Here is an 18,232-nt window from a genome sequence, read left to right as displayed (position 1 = left end):
GCGTTGCTGGGCTGGGTGTGGGTGTGAGAACAATCGCGGCCCGGCGGGGGCTCGCCCGGGCGGCGGGGGGTGGGGGGGCGGGCCGCGGGGCCCCCCCCCCCCACCCCCATGCCTCAGGCCAGTCGCTCGACCGCCGCGGCCACCCGCTCGTCGCTCGCGGTCAGCGCCACACGGACGAAGCGGTCACCCGCGGGGCCGTAGAAGTCGCCGGGCGCGACGAGGATGCCGAGCTGCGCGAGGTGCCCGACCGTGTCCCAGCAGGACTCGTCGCGGGTCGCCCAGAGGTAGAGGCTCGCCTCGCTGTGCTCGATGCGGAAGCCGTGCTTCAGGAGGGCGTCGCGCAGGGCGGTGCGGCGGGCGGCGTACCGCTCGCGCTGCTCGCGCACGTGCTGGTCGTCGCCGAGCGCTGCGACGACGGCGGCCTGCGTCGGCGCGGACGTCATCATGCCGCCGTGCTTGCGGATCTGGAGCAGGTCGCCCAGGACGCTCTCGTCACCGGCGATGAACGCCGCGCGGTAGCCCGCCAGGTTCGACCTCTTGGAGAGCGAGTGGACGGCGACGATCCCCTCGTACGAACCGCCGCACACGTCCGGGTGAAGCACCGAGACCGGCTCCGCCTCCCAGCCCAGTTCCAGGTAGCACTCGTCGCTGAAGAGCAGCACGCCGTGCTCGCGCGCCCAGGCGACCGTGCGGGTCAGCTCGTCCTTGGACAGGACGCGACCGGTGGGGTTCGAGGGCGAGTTGAGCCACAGGAGCTTCAGGTTCGTGGGGTCGAGCTCCATACCCGCGGCGGCAGCCGCAAATGTCTCAGTGTCGTACGCGACGTAGTCGGCACGCGCGAGACGGGCGCCCACTTCGTACGTCGGGTAGGCGAGCCGCGGGTAGGCGACGACGTCCCCCGGGCCGAGGCCCAGCTGCGTCGGCAGCCAGGCCACCAGTTCCTTGGAGCCGACGACCGGCAGCACGTTCCGGTGCGTGATGCCGCGCGCCCCGAGGCGCCGCTCGCACCAGCCCGTGATCGCGTCGCGCAGCTCGGGCGTGCCCCACACCGTCGGATAGCCCGGCGAGTCCGCAGCCGCGATCAGCGCTTTCTGGATCACCTCGGGCACCGGGTCGACCGGCGTGCCCACCGACAGGTCGACGATTCCGCCGGCGTGCGCGGCGGCCGTGGCCTTGTAGGGCTCGAGCTTGTCCCAGGGGAAGGCGGGAAGGCGACCAGAGGGACCGGAGACTACGGACACGTGCTGACTCCCGTAAGTACGTGGGTGGACATATGCCTCGGTCCCGTGCGGCAGGACGTGCCGTACGGGACCGGGGCGGCGCTTCAAGCAGCCGTTACTGGTTCTGCGGCGGCAATGCGGCGATGAAGGCGTGGTCGCGCTCGATCAGGCCGAGCTTGCTGGCACCACCGGGCGAGCCGAGCTCGTCGAAGAACTCGACGTTCGCCTTGTAGTAGTCCTTCCACTCTTCCGGAGTGTCGTCCTCGTAGAAGATCGCCTCGACCGGGCAGACCGGTTCGCAGGCTCCACAGTCGACGCATTCGTCCGGGTGGATGTACAAGGACCGGGAGCCCTCGTAAATGCAGTCGACCGGGCACTCCTCGATGCACGCCTTGTCCTTGACGTCGACACAAGGCTGCGCGATGACGTAGGTCACGCTGTCGTTCCTCCTCGATACGGGCGTTGGCGGGCCGTCCTCAGGCTCCGCTCGCCTGGCGCGCGGGAGCGCGGCGTCGTCGATGCCCACCTCTAGTATCTCCGTTCCCGAGCATGATCCGAACAGGAGGGGCGTACAGAGCTGTGGAATTCACTGCGGGCGGACGGCTTGAGGTGCGGATTACCCCTGCTGACGTGGGCCGGAGGGTCTCCGTGCGGCAGTTGAACACGGGGTCCGGGACGGGCGGTAAGTTCACCGACACGGTGGGTGTTCTCACATCGTGGAACGAGGGTGTGGTGCTGATCACACGCCGCGACGGCCAGCGTGTCCGCATCGTGGAAAGCTCCCTGGTCGCGGGCAAGGTCGTACCCCCCGCCCCGGCCCGCAGGCGTGGCCCCGCGGCGTCCTACCCGGAGCTGGCCCGAGTGTCCGCGCGCGCCTGGCAGCCGGTCGAGAGCGAGCTGCTCGGCGAGTGGGAGCTGCGGGCGGCGGGCGGCTTCACCCGGCGGGCCAACTCCGTGCTGCCGCTCGGCGATCCCGGCCTGCCCCTTGACGAGGCACTCGATCACGTGCGCCGGTGGTACGCGGAGCGGGAGCTGCCCGCGTACATCCAGACCGCGACCGGGGCCGATGGCACCCAGGAGATGCTCTGCGCCGAGCTCGAAGAGCGGGGCTGGGAGCGCGAGGCGAGCGCGCAGCTGCACATCGGCGCCCTCGCGCCGCTCGGCGATCTGGAAGCGGAAGCGGAACGGGTGCGGCTCTCGCGCTCCTACGACGACGCGTGGCTGCGCCGCTACAAGCGATTCGGGGTGCCGGGACCTCATGTGCTCAAGGTGCTGGCGAGCGGCCCCTCGGTGTGGTTCGCTTCCGTGCCCGGGGCCTCTCCCGACGCGGGTCCCGCGGCGATCGGCCGGTGCGTGGTGGACGGGCGCTGGGCGGGTTTCATGGCGGTCGAGGTCGATCCGGCGCACCGGCGCCAGGGACTCGCGACCGCGGTGATGGCCGCGCTGTCCCGGCAGGCGCTCACCGAGGGCGCTTCGGCGGCCTGGTTGCAGGTCGAGGACGACAACGAGGGTGCGCGGGCGCTGTACGGCGGTCTTGGCTTCGCCGCGCACCACACGTACCACCACTATCGATACCCGTCGGCTCGGTAGGTTCCCGCCGGGGCCGGCTCGGTAAGTAAGGCACGAGGCACGCATGCACGAGGAGTCAAGGACGTCCGCGACGCGGCGGAGGTTCGCCGAGGAGGCCAGGTCCGAGCGGCCCGACCTGTCCCTGCTGTGCCTCCTGGTGAGTGCGGAGGCCGATCCGGAACTCGACGACGACGGCATCGACGCCGCACAGATCGAGCTGGACGACCTCGCCGGGCAGCTGCCCTTCCGGCCCGGCGGCGCCCGGGAGTGGGCGGCCGCGCTTGCCGAACTCCTCGGCGCGCGCTGCGGTTTCCTGGGGACGCCCGCCGACTACCAGCGCCTGGAGTCCTCCCTCCTGCACGAGGTGCTTCGGCGGCGCCGCGGCCTGCCGATCCTGCTCTCGGTGGTGTGGATCGAGGTCGCGCGCCGCGCGGGCGCGCCCGTCTACGGCGTCGCGCTGCCCGGCCACTTCGTCGTCGGCTTCGGGCCGCGCGAGGAGCAGGTGCTCACCGACCCGTTCGCGGGCGGGCGGCTGCTGAGCGGCTCGGACGCGGAACTGCTCGTCGCCGGTTCTTCGGGCGGCACGATGAACCCCTCGATGCTCAGGCCCGCCGACCCGCTCAACATCGTCCTGCGCATCCTCAACAACATCCGCGCCTGGGCCGCGGCCCGCCCCGAGCGCTCGGACGTGGCGCTGTGGGCGGTCGAGCTCTCCCTGCTGCTGCCCGCGCACCCGGCGCGGCTGCGCTACGAACGGGCCCAGCTCCTCGTCCAGCGGGGTGACTTCCTCGGCGGCGCGGCGGAGTTGGAGGCGTACGCCGATGTGGTGACGGCGGTGGAGCCGACCACGGCGGACCGGGTGCGTGACCAGGCGCGGGCGGCCCGCGCGATGCTCAACTGACGTCTGCGGATGGCTGTTCGGCGGTTGTCGCGGTGCGGGCGTACCGTCCCGGCGCGATGCCCACCACCCGCTTGAAGTGCCGGGTGAGATGCGACTGGTCGTAGAAACCGGCGGCGGTCGCCACCTCGCCCGGCGGCTGTCCTGCCAGGAGGAGATTCCGGGCGCGGTCGACGCGGCGGGACATCACGTACTGGTGCGGTGCGATGCCGAAGGCCCCGCTGAAGGCGCGTACGAGATGGGTGGGGTGGGCGTGCACCAGGTGTGCTGCCTCCGCCAGGGTCACGCCGTCCAGGAGCCGCTCGTCGAGGAGTTCACGCAGGGTGTGGGCGACGCCGCGACGCGTGGGGCCGGTGGTGCCCGTGGTGCCCGTGGTGCCCGTGGTGCCCGTGGTGCCCGTGGTGAGTCTGGGGCGCAGATGGCCGCGCAGCCGCTCGGCGATCAGGGCGAGACGGCTCTCGGCCTCCAGTTCGTCGCCCCGGCGCGCGAGGGCCGCGTGCAGCTGCCCCACGCGTCGGCGCAGGACGGGGTCCACCAGGTCGGGGCCGTCCACCGCCGGGCCGATGAAGCTCGCGTCGAGCTGCGTCATGTCCAGGTAGAGCACGCGCTTGCGGAAGCCGTCGGGGGTGGCGGGCGAGCCGTTGTGCGGGACCTGCGGAGGGAGCAGCGAGACGGTGTCGCCCGGCGTGCCGTGCTCATGGCGTTCCAGGTCGTAGCGGACCGCTCCGTCGTCCACGATCAGCAGGGTCCACGCGTCGTGGACGTGCATCGGGTACGTGTGCTCGGTGAAGTGGGCGTGGAAGACCTCCACGATGCCCGCGACCGGCGGGCGCCATGCGGAGATCTCCTGCCGGGCCACCATGCAAGGAACGTACAAGACGTGCGCGCGGGCCACTCGGCAGTCTCGAAGCATGAGAAACACCCCTGAGACAGACGCCGCTGGGACAGACACCGCTGACACGGCTCCCATCCGCTTCGACACCAAGATCGCCGTCCTGCTCCGCGAGGACCTGGAGCCCTGGCAGCGTCTGAACGTGACCGCGTTCCTGGTCAGCGGGCTCGGTACGGCGGCTCCCGAGGTGATCGGAGAGCCGTACGAGGACGCCGACGGCACCCCCTACCTGCCGATGTTCCGCCAGCCCGTCCTGGTCTTCGAGGGGACGAAGGAGACGCTGACCGCCGCGCACGGCCGTGCGCTGTCCCGCTCGCTGCCCAGGGCCGTCTTCACGTCGGACCTGTTCGGCACCGGCAACGACCGGGACAACCGGGCGGCGGTGCGGGCGGTGCCGACGGACCAGCTCGATCTGGTCGGGCTCCTGGTGTACGGGCCGCGCAATGGCGTGGACAAGGTCCTGAAGGGGGCGAAGATGCACCCCTGAGCACCCCTGAGCGGAGATCGGAGCGCTAGCGATCGGCCCGGCCGGGCACGAGGCACGTATGCACCCCCGATCCCCGGAGCGGCGACGCCTCTTCGCCGATCAGGCACGGTCCGCGCGGCCCGATCTCGCGCGTCTTTGCCTGCTGATCGGCGCGGAGGCGGACGCGGAGCTCGACGACGCGGGCATGGACGCGGCGTGCCGGAAGCTGGACCGGCTCGCGGAGCTGCTGCCCGCGCCGCCCTGCGACCCCCTGCTGTGGGCCACGGAGCTCGCTGAACTCCTCGGCGGGCGCTGCGGGTTCACCGGCAGGCCCGGCGACTACCAGCGCCTCGAGTCCGCGCTCCTGCACGAGGTCCTGCGGCGCGGCCGCGGCCTGCCGATCCTGCTCTCGGTGGTGTGGATCGAGGTCGCGCGCCGCGCGGGCGCGCCCGTCCACGGGGTCGCGCTGCCCGGCCACTTCGTTGTCGGCTTCGGCACCGGCGACCAGCGGGTGCTCGCCAACCCGTTCGACGGGGGCCGGGTCCTTACGCGGGCGGATGTGGAGCTGCTCGTGGTGGGGGCCACGGGCGCGCCACCCCAGCCGGCGATGCTGAGCCCCGCGGAGCCGGTCGAGATCGTGCTGCGCATCCTCAACAACATCCGCGCCTGGGCCGCGGCCCGCCCCGAGCGCACCGACGTCGCACTGTGGGCGGTCGAACTCTCCCTCCTGCTGCCGTCGCCGCAGCACCGGCTGCACTACGAACGGGCCCGACTCCTCGTACAGCGCGGCGAGTTCCGCACCGGTGCCGCGGAGATCGAGACGTACGCCGATGTCGTGGCCGTCACCGACGAGGCCACCGCCGACGCACTACGCCGGGAGGCCAAGGCCGCACGGGCGATGCTGAACTGAGGCCGCCGCCGGGGCCTCTCAGAGCCACCCCTTGTCCCGCGCGACGCGCACCGCACCGGCGCGGTTACGGGCCGCCAGATCCTGGATCACCGGTCGCGGCCGCCACCGACCAAACCACCGCCAACACACTGCGCCAGGAGGCCACGGCGGCACTAGCGATGCTGAACTGAGGCCGCCGCCGGGGCCCCTCAGAGCCACCCCTTGTCCCGCGCGATGCGCACCGCATCGGCGCGGTTGCGGGCCGCCAGTTTCTGGATTGCCGTGGAGAGGTAGTTGCGGACCGTGCCCGGGGAGAGGTGCAGGGCCGTGGCCAGTTCGGCGTTGGTCGAGCCGTCGGCCGCCGCGCGAAGGACCTCGCGCTCGCGGTCCGTCAGCGGGTTCGCGCCCTCGGCGAGCGCGGCCGCGGCGAGCGTGGGGTCGATGACCCGCTCCCCCGCGAGGACCTTGCGGACCGCTGCGGCGAGCTGCGCCGCGGGCGCGTCCTTGACCAGGAAGGCGTCGGCGCCGGCCTCCATGGCGCTGCGCAGATAGCCGGGGCGGCCGAAGGTCGTGAGGACCACGATCTTCAACTCCGGGAGTTCAGCGCGCAGTTCGGCGGCCGCCTCGATGCCGGTGCGGCCCGGCATCTCGATGTCGAGCAGCGCCACGTCCACCGCGTGGGCGCGGGCCGCCGCGAGTACCTCGTCGCCGCGGGCCACCTGGGCTACGACGTCGATGTCCGGTTCCAGGCCGAGCAGCGCGGCGAGTGCCTCGCGGACCATCGACTGGTCCTCGGCGAGCAGCACTCTGATGTCCGTGCCGCCGCCCTGGGCCTTCTCGCTGTTCGCGCCGCTCATGTGGGAGATCCTATGGCCGAGGCGTCGCGGGTCCCGGCCGCTTCCTGCCCCCGCGGCACCCGGGCCGTGAGCCGGAAGCCACGGCGCGCGGCGGGACCCGTTTCGAGTACGCCGCCGACCGCCTCCAGACGTTCCGCGAGGCCCGTCAGACCGTTGCCCGGCGCGGCACCCGAGCCGCCCGCGCCGTCGTCCTCGACCGAAAGATCGACGACCGGCCCTTCGAGGGTGTGCCGCGAGGTGAACTCCACCGTGCAGCGCCGCGCCCCGCTGTGCCGCACGACGTTCGTCACGGCCTCGCGCAGGGCCCAGGCAAGCGCCGCCTCCCCCTCCTCGCCCGGCAGTTCGGCGGGCGCCTCCAGCGGGACGTCGGCCTCGACACCGGCGGCGGCGAGCGCCGTGCGGGCGCCCGCCAGTTCCCCGGCGAGGGTGCGCCTGCGGTAGCCGGAGACCGCCTCGCGGACGTCCACCAGGGCCTGGCGGCTGACCTGCTCGATGTCGGCCACCTGCTGCGCCGCCTTGTCGGGGTGGTCCGGGAGCATCCGCCCGGCCAGCTCGCTCTTCAAAGTGATCAGAGACAGCGAGTGCCCGAGAAGGTCGTGCAGATCCCTCGCGAGCCGCAACCGCTCCTCGTTGGCGGCCAGTTGGGCGACGGTCGCCCTCGCCTGCCGCAACTGGATCGTCGTACGGACCAACTGCCGCACCCCGGTCATCGCGAAGCCGACCAGGACGGTCAGCACGGCGAGGCTGCCGAGCAGGTCCCCGAGGCTGTCGGTGCGCAGGCCGATCGCCACCATCACGCCGGTGACGGCCGGGATGGCCCACATCGCCTGCCGCATCGGCAGCACAGCGCCCGCGGACACGGCGACGTACACGAAGAGCCCGAGCCAGGCCGTGCCGAAGGCGAACGAGAGGACCACGGCGAGCGCGAGGAGCGCCGCGAGCGACCAGCGCACCACACTCCAGTCGAAGACCTTGGAGGTGTACCGGAACACCACGGTCAGATAGCAGGCGACGAAGGCGGCGAGGCCGAGACAGCCGAGTGCGGTGGCCGCACCGCTCCGGTCGCTCTCCACCAGGTCCCGCACCGGACTGGCCAGGAAGACCAGCCAGATGCCGATCCACAGCGCCTTCGTCAGCGCCTGCCTGCGGTCCCCGGCCGGACGCCCGAAGGTGTGCAGCGGGTGGTTCCGCTCCGTGCGGTCGGTGTCGCTCACGCCTTCAAGGTGTCCTTCCGGTACAGCCACGCCGCGCCGCCCGCGAAGAGGACGAAGTACCCGGCGAGGAGCGCGATGTCCTTCGCGTGCGGGGCGTCGCCCAGTTCGATGGCCTGTCCGAGGGCAGCGTATGCGTGGGTCGGCAGCCAGGACGCGATGTCGCGCAGCCACGCGGGGAAGGTGGTCGTGGGCATCCACAGGCCGCCGAGCACGGACAGACCGAAGTAGACGATCATCGTGATCGGACGGACGGCGTCGCCGGTCGCGAGATACCCGATGGCCACGCCGAGCGCCGCGAAGCAGAGGCTGCCCGCCCAGATCGACGCGGTCAGCGCCAGCCACTGCCAGGCCTCCAGGCGGACGTCCTTGACAGCGGCGGCGACCGCGAACACCACGAGGATCGACGGCAGGCTGACCACCGCCGCGCTCGCCGTCTTCGCCAGCACATAGCCGCGCCCCGGCAGGCTGGTCAGGCGCAACTGCCGCACCCAGCCGCTCTGGCGCTCCTTGGCGATGCGCTCGCTGTTGCCCATCAGTACGGCGGTCAGGGCGCCGAAGGACGCCATCGAGACCATCATGAAGGCGGGCACGCCCAGGCCCGTGTCACCGACCATGACAGTGGCGTCCTGGCCGCCCGCGATGAGCAGGAAGAGCATCGCGGGATAGAGCACCGAGAAGAACAGGAACTTCTTGTTGCGCAGGGCGCGGGTGATCTCCAGCTTGATCAGCATGTCTTGGCCTCCTCGGCCTCGGTGATCGCCACGAAGGCCTGCTCCAGGCCGAGGCCCGTGACCTCCAGGTTCCGGGGGTACAGACCGAGTCCGTAGAGCGCGTGCACGGTCGCGTCGGCGTCCCTGGTCCGGAGCCGGACGGTGCGACCCGACACGTCGACGGTGCTGACGAAGGGCAGCGCACGCAGCTCGCGGGCGCCGGTCCCGTCGATGGTCTCCAGGTCGAAGGAGACCTTGCGGGCCCCGGCCCTCGCCTTGATCTCCGCTGCCGTGCCGTCCGCGACGAGCCGGCCCCCGTGCAGCACGAGGACGCGGTCCGCGATCGCGTCGGCCTCCTCCAGGTAGTGCGTGGCGAACAGGACGGCGCGGCCCTGGTCCGCCTGCTCGCGCATGGTGGACCAGAAGGCCTGGCGGACGGTGACGTCCATGCCGGTGGTCGGCTCGTCCAGAACGATCAGGTCGTTCGCCCCGGCGGTCGCGAGCGCGAAGCGGACGCGCTGTTCCTGGCCTCCGGAGAGCTTGTCGACCTTGCGGTCGGCGAGCTGGGTGACACCCGCCTGGGCGAGCACGTCGTTCACGCGGTGCGGCCTCGGATGCAGCTCGCAGGCGAGCCGCACCAGTTCGCGGACCGTGACCTCGCCCATCAGGCCGCCGCTCTGCAGCATCGCGCCGACCCGGCCCGCGGTGATCGCATCGCGCGGACTCGTGCCGAAGACCCGCACGGTGCCGCTGTCGGGCTGCCGCAGGCCGAGCAGCAGGTCGAGGGTGGACGACTTGCCGGCCCCGTTGGGCCCGAGGAGCGCGACGGTCTCACCGGGGAGAAGGTCGAGCGTGAGACCGTCCACGGCACGGACGTCCCCGTAGTTCTTGGTCACGCGGTCAAAGCTCACTGCTGTCATGCGTTCCATCGTCGCCAGGGGCGATGGACGGCGGCAGTGTCGTGTGTTGCGGGTCCGGGATGACAGATGTCATGCGGAAAGCGCCCCGAAGGGGCGCGGGGAACTGCGCGACCAGCCACAACCGGCCCGCAGTTCCCCACGCACAATGACAGCGAAGCGCTCAGCTCGCGTTGGTCTCGATCACACCGATCCGCTCGGCGGGCGTCTTGCCGATCAGCGCCTTGTTCATCGCGTTGGCCACGTCCGTCGGCTGGACCGGCGTCTTGTCGCCGTTGCCGCGCTGGATCAGTACACCGTCGAAGACGTTGCCGTAGAGCTTCTTGAGCTCGACGAGGTCGTAGTGCGGCTGCAGCGTGCCGTTCTTGAGGACCTGTGTCTGAAGGACCTTCGGGAGCGACTTCGCCGGACCGAACGGGATCGACTTCGTGCCCGCCTTGATCGTGACGTTGGCGGACATCGCGGGCTCGGCGAACCGGGTCATGAACTTGTCGACCTCGGCGTTCGAGACCGTCGGCTTGCGCGTGGTGACGGGCAGCTCGACGGTGCCCGCGCTGCCGGTCTCGACCTGCTTCTTGTACGCCTCGGACACCGCCGTGGTCGCGGCGTCGACGTCGATGCCCTTGCCCTCCTTGCCGTACACGGGGACGGCCTTGCCGGGCACGAACTTGACCGAGCCCTCCTTGGCCGAGCCGGACGCGCCCGCGGCGCGCTCCAGGGCAGCGGCCAGCTTCTCCTCGTCGACGGGAATCTCGGCCTCGGCGACGCGCTCGCCGCCGAAGAGCGAGCCGATCACCGACACGGGGTTGTAGTCGCTGCCCGCGGCGTTGCGGACCGTGGCCTGACTGTCCACCGTCAGGCCCGACTGCTCCGGCTCGAGGGTGACCTCTTCGCCGTCGACCGACAGCTTCAGGGGCTTGGTGACGCGCTCGCCGATCGCCGCGTCGAGCTTCTTGACGGCCTCGTCACGGGTGCCACCGCCGATGTCGACGCCGAGCACGGTGGTGCCCTTCGGCACGTCGGCGTGGTTCATCAGCAGTCCGGCGCCGTACGCCCCGCAGGCCACGACGAACACGGCACCGCCGACCAGGACGAGCTTGTTGCGCCCCTTCTTCTTGGGCGCGGGCGCCGCAGCGGGCACGTTCGGCTGCACCGGCTCGGGGAGCTTCGGCGGCGTGTGCGGCACGGGTGCTTCGGGGTGCGGGCCCGTGGCGAACGGCGAGTTCTGGGCCGGGGGGACGACGGGGATGCCGCTGGTGAGCGTGTCGCCGGAGACATTGGCTCCGGGGGCGGGCGCGGTGGGGCCGCCCGGGATGGAGACGGGGCCGCCCTGGCCGCCTGCGGGGGGCCGCGGGGCGCCGCCGGGGCCCGTGACGGGGCCCGCCTTCTGGGGCGTGAGGATGGCGGTGTCATCGCTCATGCCGGTGCCCGTGCCCGCGCCCGGACGGGCGCCGGGGGCCGCCGGGTTGGGGCGGGCTGCCGGGTTCGACGGGGGCGTCGGGCGTGCGGGGGGCGTCAGCGGCCCTTCGCCGGTCACCGGGCCGCTCGTCGGGCCTGCGGGCCCGCGCCCGCCGTCGCCCGCGGCGCCTGAGGTGAAGTACGGCAGATCCCCGCGCTGCCGGTCGCCGTTCTGCGGGGCGCCCGCGCCGAGGGGGCCCGACGCCACGGCGCCGGACACGTCGAAGGCTCCCGTACCGGAGCCACTGCCGCCCGAACCGGCGGGCGCGGAGCCGTTGTTGCCTCCGGAGCCGCTGCCGGGGGAACCGGCAACCGGGCCGCTCGCGCCACCGCCCGCGCCACCGCTCGTCGCGCTGCTGCTCTTGCGCGGCGCAAACCAGTCGCTCGTCTTCTCCTCCGGCTGCGCGGCGGCGGAAGCACCCGCGGCGGGCGCGGAGCCCCCGGTGGCCTGGCCGCCCGCGGAGCCGCCCGGAGCGGACGCGGAAGCAGAAGCGGAGGCACCCGCGCCGTTTCCGGCGGCGGAGCCGTCCCTCGCGTTGCCCGCGTCCTCCGGGCGCCCGGGGGCCGCGTCGCCGTCGCCGACGGGCGTACGCATGACGACCGGCGGGATGGGGCGCGAGCCAGGGATGTTGATCCGGACGCGCGTGGTCAGCGTGGTCTCGGTCTTGCGATCGTCGGGCCGCTCTTCGGCGGTCTGCCGCTGCGCGCCGTCCACGGCGCCGTCCGACGCGGTGCCCTGCGCGGGGGAGCCGTACGGCGGCGTCCCCGAGGGGTAAGCGGCTCCACCGCGCCCCTGGGGCCCGGAGGACGAACTGTCAGTTTCACGACTCAAGGCAGGTTCTCCCGGTTGGCTCCGCCGCCCGTCTCGTCCTAACGCGGGCGGCTCGGCGGCGCGCACCACCATACTGGCCGCCGTCGGCAGTCATCCTGTGACCGCCGTCAATCCCGTACGGGGCACGGGCTGAAGTGGTACGTCACTTGCCAAGTCGGGCGGTGGGCCCGCCTGGTTGCGGCCGCTGGCCGAGGGTGGCGCACATCACAGCGACCACCATTCCGCCGAGCAGGAAGGCGTACGAGCCGACTCCCGCGCCCAAGAGGAAGTCGCCTTCGGGGCGGGTGGCCGTGAGCAGCATGACGGCGACGAGCCAGCCCGCCGCGGGCGCCACGGCCCCGGCTCTGGTGCCGGTCGCGCGCGACCCTCCGTAGAACAGCCCCGCGGCTCCGAGCAGCGCGAGCAGCAACCCGCCCGGGAACCAGCCCCCTTGGACGAGCGCACCGGCGGCGCCGATCACCGCGCCGAGCGCGAAGAACAGGACATACGCCGCGATCCGCCCGGCGTTGACCGGCCGGGCGATGCCGCTGCCGCCCGGCGGGGCGACGGCCGAAGCGGAGGCCGAACCGGAACCCTTCGGGCGGCCGGCGGACGAAGCGCGCGAACGGGTACTCACTGCGCCTTCACCCCTTCGTGCCCCGCGGCTTCGAGCCCCGCGAACAGATCGTTCTCGCGCTCACCGTCCACAGCACCGGCCTCTCCTCGCACCAACTCGTAGTACTCCACGTCGAAGATCGGCTGCGCGAGCCCGTTCGAGAGGACGAACAGCGGCCCCTGCACCTCGATCTGGGTGGCGTGCGCGCTCATCGCCGCCGCCTTCTCCTGCCGGAACGCGGTCCCGTCGATCTCCGTCGTGATCCGCTCGTCGTCCGTCACACCCGGCACGTCGGCGACCACGGCGGCGGTCGTGAACGGCGAGTGCCGCAGGGCGCCCGTCATCCACCGGAACCGCTCTTCGACGACCGAGCGGGGCGCACGGTTCCAGTAGATCTTGCCGATGGTGTGCGGTTCGCCGAGATCCGAGCGGAAGGCTCCCTCGGCCGCGAGGTCCGCGGCGCGCATCGCGACGCGGTGGGCCTGGATGTGGTCGGGGTGGCCGTACCCCCCGTCCGGGTCGTACGTCACGAGCACCTGGGGACGCACCTCGCGGATCACCTCGACCAGATGCGCGGCGGCGGCGTCGAGATCGGCGGACCAGAAGGCGCCGGGACGGTGGTTCTGCTCGACGCCCATCATCCCGGAGTCGCGGTAGCGCCCGGTGCCGCCGAGGAAACGGTGGTCGGTGACCCCCACTTCCTTCATCGCGGCGGCCAGCTCCCCGATGCGCTGCGCGCCGAGCGCGTCCTCGCGGTCGGGCGCCAGGTGGGCGAGCTCGGGCGGGATGACCTCGCCCTCCTCGCCGAGCGTGCAGGTCACCAACGTGACATGGGCGCCTTCGGCCGCGTACTTGGCCATGGTCGCGCCATTGTTGATCGACTCGTCGTCGGGGTGCGCGTGCACGAGCAGCAGACGCCGGGCGGGCAGTTCCGTCATGGGACCACCCTACGAGCACCCCGACGGCAGGTCAGAACTTGATGTCGCCGATCATCCCCGCCACGTTCGTCGTCAGCTCGTTGATGGTCGGGGCGACGGACGAGCTCGCCAGGTAGAAGCCGAGCAGCGTACAGACGACTGCGTGCCCCGCCTTCAGTCCTGACTTCTTGACCAGCAAGAAGACGATGATCGCCAGCAGCACCACCGCCGAAATCGAGAGTGCCACGGCGGCTCACCTCCAAGTCCAAGACCCTGCACCAGTGCGGACGCCAGCAGGTTCATACCCACTAAGCGCTACGGATCATAACTATCCGTGGGTCCGCATGACTCGGAGCACGGCAGCACAAGGGGGCGCATGCCCCATAGGCTCGGAGAATGACCATCGAGACCCATGGATCCACCGGGCCCTCCGAGACTCCCGCGCAGCGGCTCTCCTTCCCGCGTCAGCACGCCCGCACGCAGCGCTTCACGCTCGGTGCGCCCCGCGCGTTCACGGTGGCGCCCGACGGGTCCCGTGTCGCCTTCCTGCGCTCCTCGTCCGGCACCGACCGCGCGAATCAACTCTGGGTCCTGGACCTGGCGGACGGTGCCGTCGAACGCGTCGCGGCCGATCCCCAGGCGCTGTTGAACGGCGCCGCCGAGCGGCTCTCCGCCGAGGAGCGGGCCCGGCGCGAGCGCAGCCGCGAGGGCGGCGCGGGCATCGTGGGCTATGCGACGGACACGGCGGTGGAGCTCGCCGCCTTCGCGCTCTCCGGCCGGCTCTTCGCCGCGGAGCTGCGCGCGGGCACGGCACGCGAACTGCGCAGCCCGGCCCCGGTGATCGACCCCCGCCCCTCCCCCGACGGCCGCCACATCGCGTACGTCGCAGGGGGCGCCCTGCGGGTGATGGGCGCCGACGGCGAGGACGACCGGGCGCTGGCGGAGCCCGAGGGCGAGGGCGAAGGGACCGTCACGTACGGCCTCGCGGAGTTCATCGCGGCCGAGGAGATGAGCCGCTCGCGTGGTTTCTGGTGGTCGCCGGGCTCGGACCGGCTGCTCGTCGCGCGCGCCGACGACGCCCCCGTACGGCGCTGGTGGATCGCCGATCCCGCGCACCCGGAGAGCGAGCCGACGAAGGTCGCTTACCCGGCGGCGGGCACGGCCAACGCGGACGTGCGCCTCTTCGTCCTGACGCTGGACGGCGCGCGCACCGAGGTGACGTGGGACCGCGCCCGCTACCCGTACCTGGCGCGGGTGCACTGGTCGTCGGCGGGCGCACCGCTGCTCCTCGTCCAGTCCAGGGACCAGCTCAGCCAGCTCTACCTGGCGGTGAACCCGGACGACGGCTCGACGCGGATGGTGCACGCGGAAGAGGATGCCGACGAGACAGCATGGCTCGAACTCTTCCCCGGCGCCCCGTCCTGGTCGCCGAGCGGCAAGCTGGTGCGGATCGTCGACGAGGGCGGCGCGCGGGTCCTCGCGGTGGGTGAACGCCCGCTTACGGGGCCGCAGTTGCACGTCCGCGCGGTGCTCGACGTGGCGGACGACGACGTACTGATCTCGGCGTCGGCGGGCAGCGCGGCCGCATCCCCCGAGACCGGCGAGGTGCACGTCTACCGCGTCAACGAACTCGGCGTCGAGCGCGTCTCACAGGAAGCCGGGGTCCACTCTGCGGTGCGCTCGGGGGGCCTCACGGTCCTCGTGTCGGCCACCCTGGACCAGCCGGGCACTCGCGTCCAGGTACTGCGCGACGGCAAGCAGGTGGCGACCGTCGCCTCATACGCCCAGCGTCCGGGGCTCACGCCGCGCGTGACTCTCACCGAAGGGGGCGCACGCAAGATCCCGTGCGCCGTCCTGCTCCCCACGGATTACCAGGAGGGCTCGGGTCCGCTGCCGGTGCTCCTCGACCCGTACGGCGGCCCGCACGGCCAGCGGGTGGTCGCGGCGCACAATCCGTACCTCACGTCGCAGTGGTTCGCCGACCAGGGCTTCGCCGTGATCGTCGCGGACGGGCGTGGCACTCCGGGGCGCTCCCCCGCGTGGGAGAAGGCGGTCCGCAAGGACTTCACGCTCACTCTGGACGACCAGGTGGACGCGCTCCAGGCCCTGGCTTCTTCCTTCCCCCTGGACCTGGACCGGGTCGCCATCCGGGGCTGGTCCTACGGCGGTTACCTCGCGGGGCTCGCGGTGCTTCGCCGCCCCGACGTCTTCCACGCGGGGGTGGCGGGCGCCCCGGTGACGGACTGGCGCCTGTACGACACCCACTACACGGAGCGGTACCTGGGCAACCCCGGAGTGGACCCGGCCCCGTACACCCTCAGCTCCCTCGTCACCGAGGAGGGCCTGGTGTCCCCGGAGGACCCGCACCGCCCGCTGATGATCGTGCACGGCCTCGCGGACGACAACGTGGTGGTGGCACACGCCCTGCGCCTCTCCTCCGCCCTGCTGGCAGCGGGCCGCCCCCACGAGGTGCTCCCCCTCTCCGGGGTGACGCACATGACTCCCCAGGAACAGGTCGCGGAGAACTTGCTCCTGCTCCAGGTCGACTTCCTGAAGCGCGCGTTGGCCCTGCCCTAGCCCCCGGCAAACGGCGACCGGCCGGGGCGACATGGCTTGCCCCGGCCGGTCTACGGCACCCGCACGGCCGTACATCCGTCAGCCTGCCGCGCACGTATATCGCGTACGCGACGCCACGATTGCCCACGTGTTAAGCCACGAGCTGCCCTACGGCACCACTTGCTTCTCCTCCGCGAAATGGCACGCCGAGTCGTGCGCCTCAGGCCCCTCGACACCGCGGAACTCCGCCGGGACGGCCAGCGCCGGGACCTCGAGGGCGCACCGCTCCTGCGCCTTCCAGCAGCGGGTGCGGAAGCGGCAGCCCGACGGGATGTTCGCCGGCGACGGCACATCCCCGTAGAGAATGATCCGCTCCCGATGCTCCCGGGCCTCGGGATCCGGGACCGGCACCGCCGAGAGCAGCGCCTGCGTGTACGGGTGCGTCGGGTGCTCGTAGATTTCCTCGTCGGAGCCGATCTCGACGATCCGGCCCAGGTACATCACCCCCACCCGGTCGGAGATGTGCCGCACGATCGACAGGTCGTGCGCGATGAACACGTACGACAGGTTGAACTCGTTCTGCAGCTGGTCCAGGAGGTTCACGACCTGCGCCTGCACCGAGACGTCAAGGGCGGAGACCGGCTCGTCGGCCACGATGATCTCGGGCCGCAGCGCCAACCCCCGCGCGATCCCGATGCGTTGGCGCTGCCCGCCGGAGAACTGGTGCGGATAGCGGTTGATGTACTCCGGGTTGAGACCGACGACGTCGAGGAGATCCTGGACCTTCCCACGCCGCGACCCCTTCGGCGCGACCTCGGGATGGATCTCGTACGGCTCCCCGATGATGTCGCCGACCGTCATGCGCGGGTTCAGCGACGTGTAGGGGTCCTGGAAGACCATCTGGATGTTGCGGCGCACCGCCTTCAGCGCGCGCCCGGACAGCTTGCTGACGTCCTCGCCCTTGTAGCGGATCTCCCCTGCGGTCGGCCGCTCCAGGTTCACCAGCATCTTCGCGACCGTCGACTTGCCGCAGCCCGACTCCCCGACGATGCCGAGCGTTTCGCCCTGGCGGAGGTCGAAGTCGACGCCATCGACGGCCTTGACCGCGCCCACCTGCTTGCGGATGACGATGCCCTGGGTGAGCGGGTAGTGCTTGACCAGGCCGCGCACCTGGAGGATCGGCTCGCCCTCCGACTGCTTCTCGCTGACGTGCTCACCGTTCGGCATCGGCGTCGGCATCGAGCGTCTCCTTCCAGAAGTAGCAGGCGCTCCGGCGGTCGGCGGTCAGGCCCTCGTACGTCACTTCGAAGAGCGGCGGTACGTCGGTCCTGCAGATGTCCTGGGCCATCGGGCAGCGGGGGTTGAAGGCGCAGCCGGGCGGGATGTTCATGAGGTTGGGCGGCAGACCCTTGATCGCGTAGAGCTCCTGGCCCTTCTGGTCGAGGCGGGGGATGGATTCCAGCAGGCCGCGCGTGTAGGGGTGGGCAGGCGCCTTGTAGATCTCGTGGACCGGGGCCTTCTCGACGATGCGGCCCGCGTACATGACGGCGATGTTGTCGGCGACGTCCGCCACGACGCCGAGGTCGTGGGTGATGAGGATCAGGCCCATGTGCAGCTCGCGCTGGAGCTCGGCGAGGAGATCCATCACCTGGGCCTGGACGGTCACGTCGAGGGCGGTCGTCGGCTCGTCGGCGATGATGAGGGAGGGTTCGAGCGCCAACGCCATGGCGATCATGATGCGTTGGCGCATGCCGCCGCTGAACTGGTGCGGATACTGCCCGACCCGTTCCTTCGCGGCCGGGATGCGGACGCGGTCCATCAGTTCGATGGCCTTGGCCTTGGCGTCCTTCTTCGACATCCCCTGGTGGACGATGTACATCTCGCCGAGCTGCTGGCCGACGCTGAGCACCGGGTTGAGCGACGACAGCGCGTCCTGGAAGATCATCGCCATCCCGGCGCCGCGCGTCTTGCGCCGCTCCTCCTCCTTGAGCTTGAGGAGGTCCTTGCCCTGGAAGATGATCTCGCCGCCGGTGATCTTCCCCGGCGGAATGTCGAGGATGCCCATGATGGCCTGGGCGGTCACCGACTTGCCGGATCCCGACTCGCCGAGCACGGCGAGCGTCTCGCCCTCCCTGACGCTGTAGTCGACGCCGTTGACGGCCTTCGCGACGCCGTCCCTGGTCCTGAACTCCACGTGCAGATCGCGCACTTCGAGCAGCGTGGGCGATGTGGGTGACATGGG

The 18,232-nt window shown here is 71.8% G+C and carries 18 protein-coding genes; 5 read left to right on the top strand and 13 right to left on the bottom strand.

Going from position 1 to position 18,232, the window contains the following annotated elements; translation table 11 throughout:
• Positions 1-113 precede the first annotated feature (113 nt).
• Together AB0O76_RS07735 and fdxA are read right to left on the bottom strand one after the other, a co-directional pair.
• Positions 114-1,241, bottom strand: coding sequence for a bifunctional succinyldiaminopimelate transaminase/glutamate-prephenate aminotransferase (locus tag AB0O76_RS07735; RefSeq protein WP_365486533.1), 1,128 nt, complete (start codon positions 1,239-1,241; stop codon positions 114-116).
• Positions 1,242-1,335: 94 nt separating this feature from the next.
• Entirely contained in the window at positions 1,336-1,656 is a 321-nt protein-coding gene (gene fdxA, locus AB0O76_RS07730) for a ferredoxin (RefSeq protein ID WP_030573070.1), read from the bottom strand.
• 143 nt (positions 1,657-1,799) lie between these two features.
• Between fdxA and AB0O76_RS07725 the strand changes: the two genes are divergently transcribed.
• The gene (locus AB0O76_RS07725) at positions 1,800-2,810 is read left to right on the top strand and encodes a GNAT family N-acetyltransferase (protein WP_365486530.1); all 1,011 of its coding nucleotides are present in this window, start codon (positions 1,800-1,802) and stop codon (positions 2,808-2,810) included.
• Between the two features lie 43 nt (positions 2,811-2,853).
• Positions 2,854-3,690, top strand: coding sequence for a transglutaminase-like domain-containing protein (locus tag AB0O76_RS07720; RefSeq protein WP_365486528.1), 837 nt, complete (start codon positions 2,854-2,856; stop codon positions 3,688-3,690).
• Here AB0O76_RS07720 and AB0O76_RS07715 read toward each other — a convergent pair.
• Positions 3,683-4,549: an AraC family transcriptional regulator gene (locus AB0O76_RS07715; RefSeq protein WP_365486526.1), complete on the bottom strand. Its 867-nt coding sequence runs from the start codon at positions 4,547-4,549 to the stop codon at positions 3,683-3,685. The two genes, AB0O76_RS07720 and AB0O76_RS07715, sit on opposite strands and share 8 nt — an antisense overlap.
• A gap of 49 nt (positions 4,550-4,598) precedes the next feature.
• On the opposite strand from AB0O76_RS07715, the gene AB0O76_RS07710 reads away from it, so the two are divergent.
• Both AB0O76_RS07710 and AB0O76_RS07705 read left to right on the top strand, forming a co-directional pair.
• Positions 4,599-5,066, top strand: a complete 468-nt coding sequence (locus AB0O76_RS07710) for a DUF2000 domain-containing protein (protein ID WP_365486524.1) — start codon at positions 4,599-4,601, stop codon at positions 5,064-5,066.
• A gap of 58 nt (positions 5,067-5,124) precedes the next feature.
• The gene (locus tag AB0O76_RS07705; protein WP_365486522.1) at positions 5,125-5,955 is read left to right on the top strand and encodes a transglutaminase-like domain-containing protein; all 831 of its coding nucleotides are present in this window, start codon (positions 5,125-5,127) and stop codon (positions 5,953-5,955) included.
• 188 nt (positions 5,956-6,143) lie between these two features.
• Here AB0O76_RS07705 and AB0O76_RS07700 read toward each other — a convergent pair whose 3' ends face one another.
• The 8 genes from AB0O76_RS07700 to AB0O76_RS07665 all read right to left on the bottom strand — a co-directional run bounded on the left by AB0O76_RS07700 (position 6,144) and on the right by AB0O76_RS07665 (position 13,681).
• The gene (locus AB0O76_RS07700; protein WP_365486520.1) at positions 6,144-6,791 is read right to left on the bottom strand and encodes a response regulator transcription factor; all 648 of its coding nucleotides are present in this window, start codon (positions 6,789-6,791) and stop codon (positions 6,144-6,146) included.
• On the bottom strand, positions 6,788-7,969 hold the full coding sequence (locus AB0O76_RS07695; protein ID WP_365487081.1) for a histidine kinase: 1,182 nt from the start codon (positions 7,967-7,969) through the stop codon (positions 6,788-6,790). The genes AB0O76_RS07700 and AB0O76_RS07695 overlap by 4 nt, the downstream gene beginning before the upstream one ends.
• 32 nt (positions 7,970-8,001) lie before the next feature.
• A complete protein-coding gene (locus AB0O76_RS07690; protein WP_365486518.1) occupies positions 8,002-8,736 on the bottom strand; it encodes an ABC transporter permease in 735 nt (244 codons plus the stop codon).
• Complete coding sequence (locus AB0O76_RS07685; RefSeq protein WP_365486516.1) at positions 8,730-9,644, bottom strand: ABC transporter ATP-binding protein; 915 nt, start codon at positions 9,642-9,644, stop codon at positions 8,730-8,732. The genes AB0O76_RS07690 and AB0O76_RS07685 overlap by 7 nt, the downstream gene beginning before the upstream one ends.
• A gap of 151 nt (positions 9,645-9,795) precedes the next feature.
• Positions 9,796-11,922, bottom strand: coding sequence for a hypothetical protein (locus tag AB0O76_RS07680; protein WP_365486514.1), 2,127 nt, complete (start codon positions 11,920-11,922; stop codon positions 9,796-9,798).
• A gap of 142 nt (positions 11,923-12,064) precedes the next feature.
• Positions 12,065-12,445 (bottom strand): DUF6113 family protein, encoded by a 381-nt coding sequence (locus AB0O76_RS07675; RefSeq protein WP_365487079.1) that lies wholly within the window; start codon positions 12,443-12,445, stop codon positions 12,065-12,067.
• A gap of 89 nt (positions 12,446-12,534) precedes the next feature.
• Positions 12,535-13,455: an N-acetyl-1-D-myo-inositol-2-amino-2-deoxy-alpha-D-glucopyranoside deacetylase gene (gene mshB / locus AB0O76_RS07670; RefSeq protein WP_365486512.1), complete on the bottom strand. Its 921-nt coding sequence runs from the start codon at positions 13,453-13,455 to the stop codon at positions 12,535-12,537.
• A gap of 31 nt (positions 13,456-13,486) precedes the next feature.
• Positions 13,487-13,681: a hypothetical protein gene (locus AB0O76_RS07665; RefSeq protein WP_055569071.1), complete on the bottom strand. Its 195-nt coding sequence runs from the start codon at positions 13,679-13,681 to the stop codon at positions 13,487-13,489.
• A gap of 149 nt (positions 13,682-13,830) precedes the next feature.
• Between AB0O76_RS07665 and AB0O76_RS07660 the strand changes: the two genes are divergently transcribed.
• Positions 13,831-16,011 carry a prolyl oligopeptidase family serine peptidase gene (locus tag AB0O76_RS07660; RefSeq protein WP_365486510.1) on the top strand — a complete coding sequence of 727 codons (2,181 nt, stop codon included), beginning with the start codon at positions 13,831-13,833 and terminating at the stop codon, positions 16,009-16,011.
• 147 nt (positions 16,012-16,158) lie between these two features.
• Here the strand turns inward: AB0O76_RS07660 and AB0O76_RS07655 are convergent, their stop codons facing one another.
• Complete coding sequence (locus AB0O76_RS07655; protein WP_365486508.1) at positions 16,159-17,229, bottom strand: dipeptide ABC transporter ATP-binding protein; 1,071 nt, start codon at positions 17,227-17,229, stop codon at positions 16,159-16,161.
• Entirely contained in the window at positions 17,204-18,229 is a 1,026-nt protein-coding gene (locus AB0O76_RS07650; protein ID WP_365486506.1) for an ABC transporter ATP-binding protein, read from the bottom strand. Before AB0O76_RS07650 ends, AB0O76_RS07655 begins: the two co-directional genes overlap by 26 nt.
• Positions 18,230-18,232: the final 3 nt, after the last annotated feature.

The organism is Streptomyces sp. NPDC086554 (genome assembly GCF_040686095.1).
Lineage (GTDB): Bacteria > Actinomycetota > Actinomycetes > Streptomycetales > Streptomycetaceae > Streptomyces.
The sequence above is the reverse complement of the archived record's forward strand: the minus strand, read 5'-3'. Positions and strand labels throughout refer to the sequence as shown.

What these genes read in the sequence shown, in the direction of transcription:
- AB0O76_RS07685 (WP_365486516.1), bottom strand. Translation starts at nt 9,644, where the DNA reads ATGGAACGCATGACAGCAGTGAGCTTTGACCGCGTGACCAAGAACTAC.
- mshB (WP_365486512.1), bottom strand. Translation starts at nt 13,455, where the DNA reads ATGACGGAACTGCCCGCCCGGCGTCTGCTGCTCGTGCACGCGCACCCC.
- AB0O76_RS07720 (WP_365486528.1), top strand. Translation starts at nt 2,854, where the DNA reads ATGCACGAGGAGTCAAGGACGTCCGCGACGCGGCGGAGGTTCGCCGAG.
- AB0O76_RS07660 (WP_365486510.1), top strand. Translation starts at nt 13,831, where the DNA reads ATGACCATCGAGACCCATGGATCCACCGGGCCCTCCGAGACTCCCGCG.
- AB0O76_RS07690 (WP_365486518.1), bottom strand. Translation starts at nt 8,736, where the DNA reads ATGCTGATCAAGCTGGAGATCACCCGCGCCCTGCGCAACAAGAAGTTC.
- AB0O76_RS07710 (WP_365486524.1), top strand. Translation starts at nt 4,599, where the DNA reads ATGAGAAACACCCCTGAGACAGACGCCGCTGGGACAGACACCGCTGAC.
- AB0O76_RS07715 (WP_365486526.1), bottom strand. Translation starts at nt 4,549, where the DNA reads ATGGTGGCCCGGCAGGAGATCTCCGCATGGCGCCCGCCGGTCGCGGGC.
- AB0O76_RS07700 (WP_365486520.1), bottom strand. Translation starts at nt 6,791, where the DNA reads ATGAGCGGCGCGAACAGCGAGAAGGCCCAGGGCGGCGGCACGGACATC.
- AB0O76_RS07655 (WP_365486508.1), bottom strand. Translation starts at nt 17,229, where the DNA reads ATGCCGACGCCGATGCCGAACGGTGAGCACGTCAGCGAGAAGCAGTCG.
- AB0O76_RS07650 (WP_365486506.1), bottom strand. Translation starts at nt 18,229, where the DNA reads ATGTCACCCACATCGCCCACGCTGCTCGAAGTGCGCGATCTGCACGTG.
- AB0O76_RS07705 (WP_365486522.1), top strand. Translation starts at nt 5,125, where the DNA reads ATGCACCCCCGATCCCCGGAGCGGCGACGCCTCTTCGCCGATCAGGCA.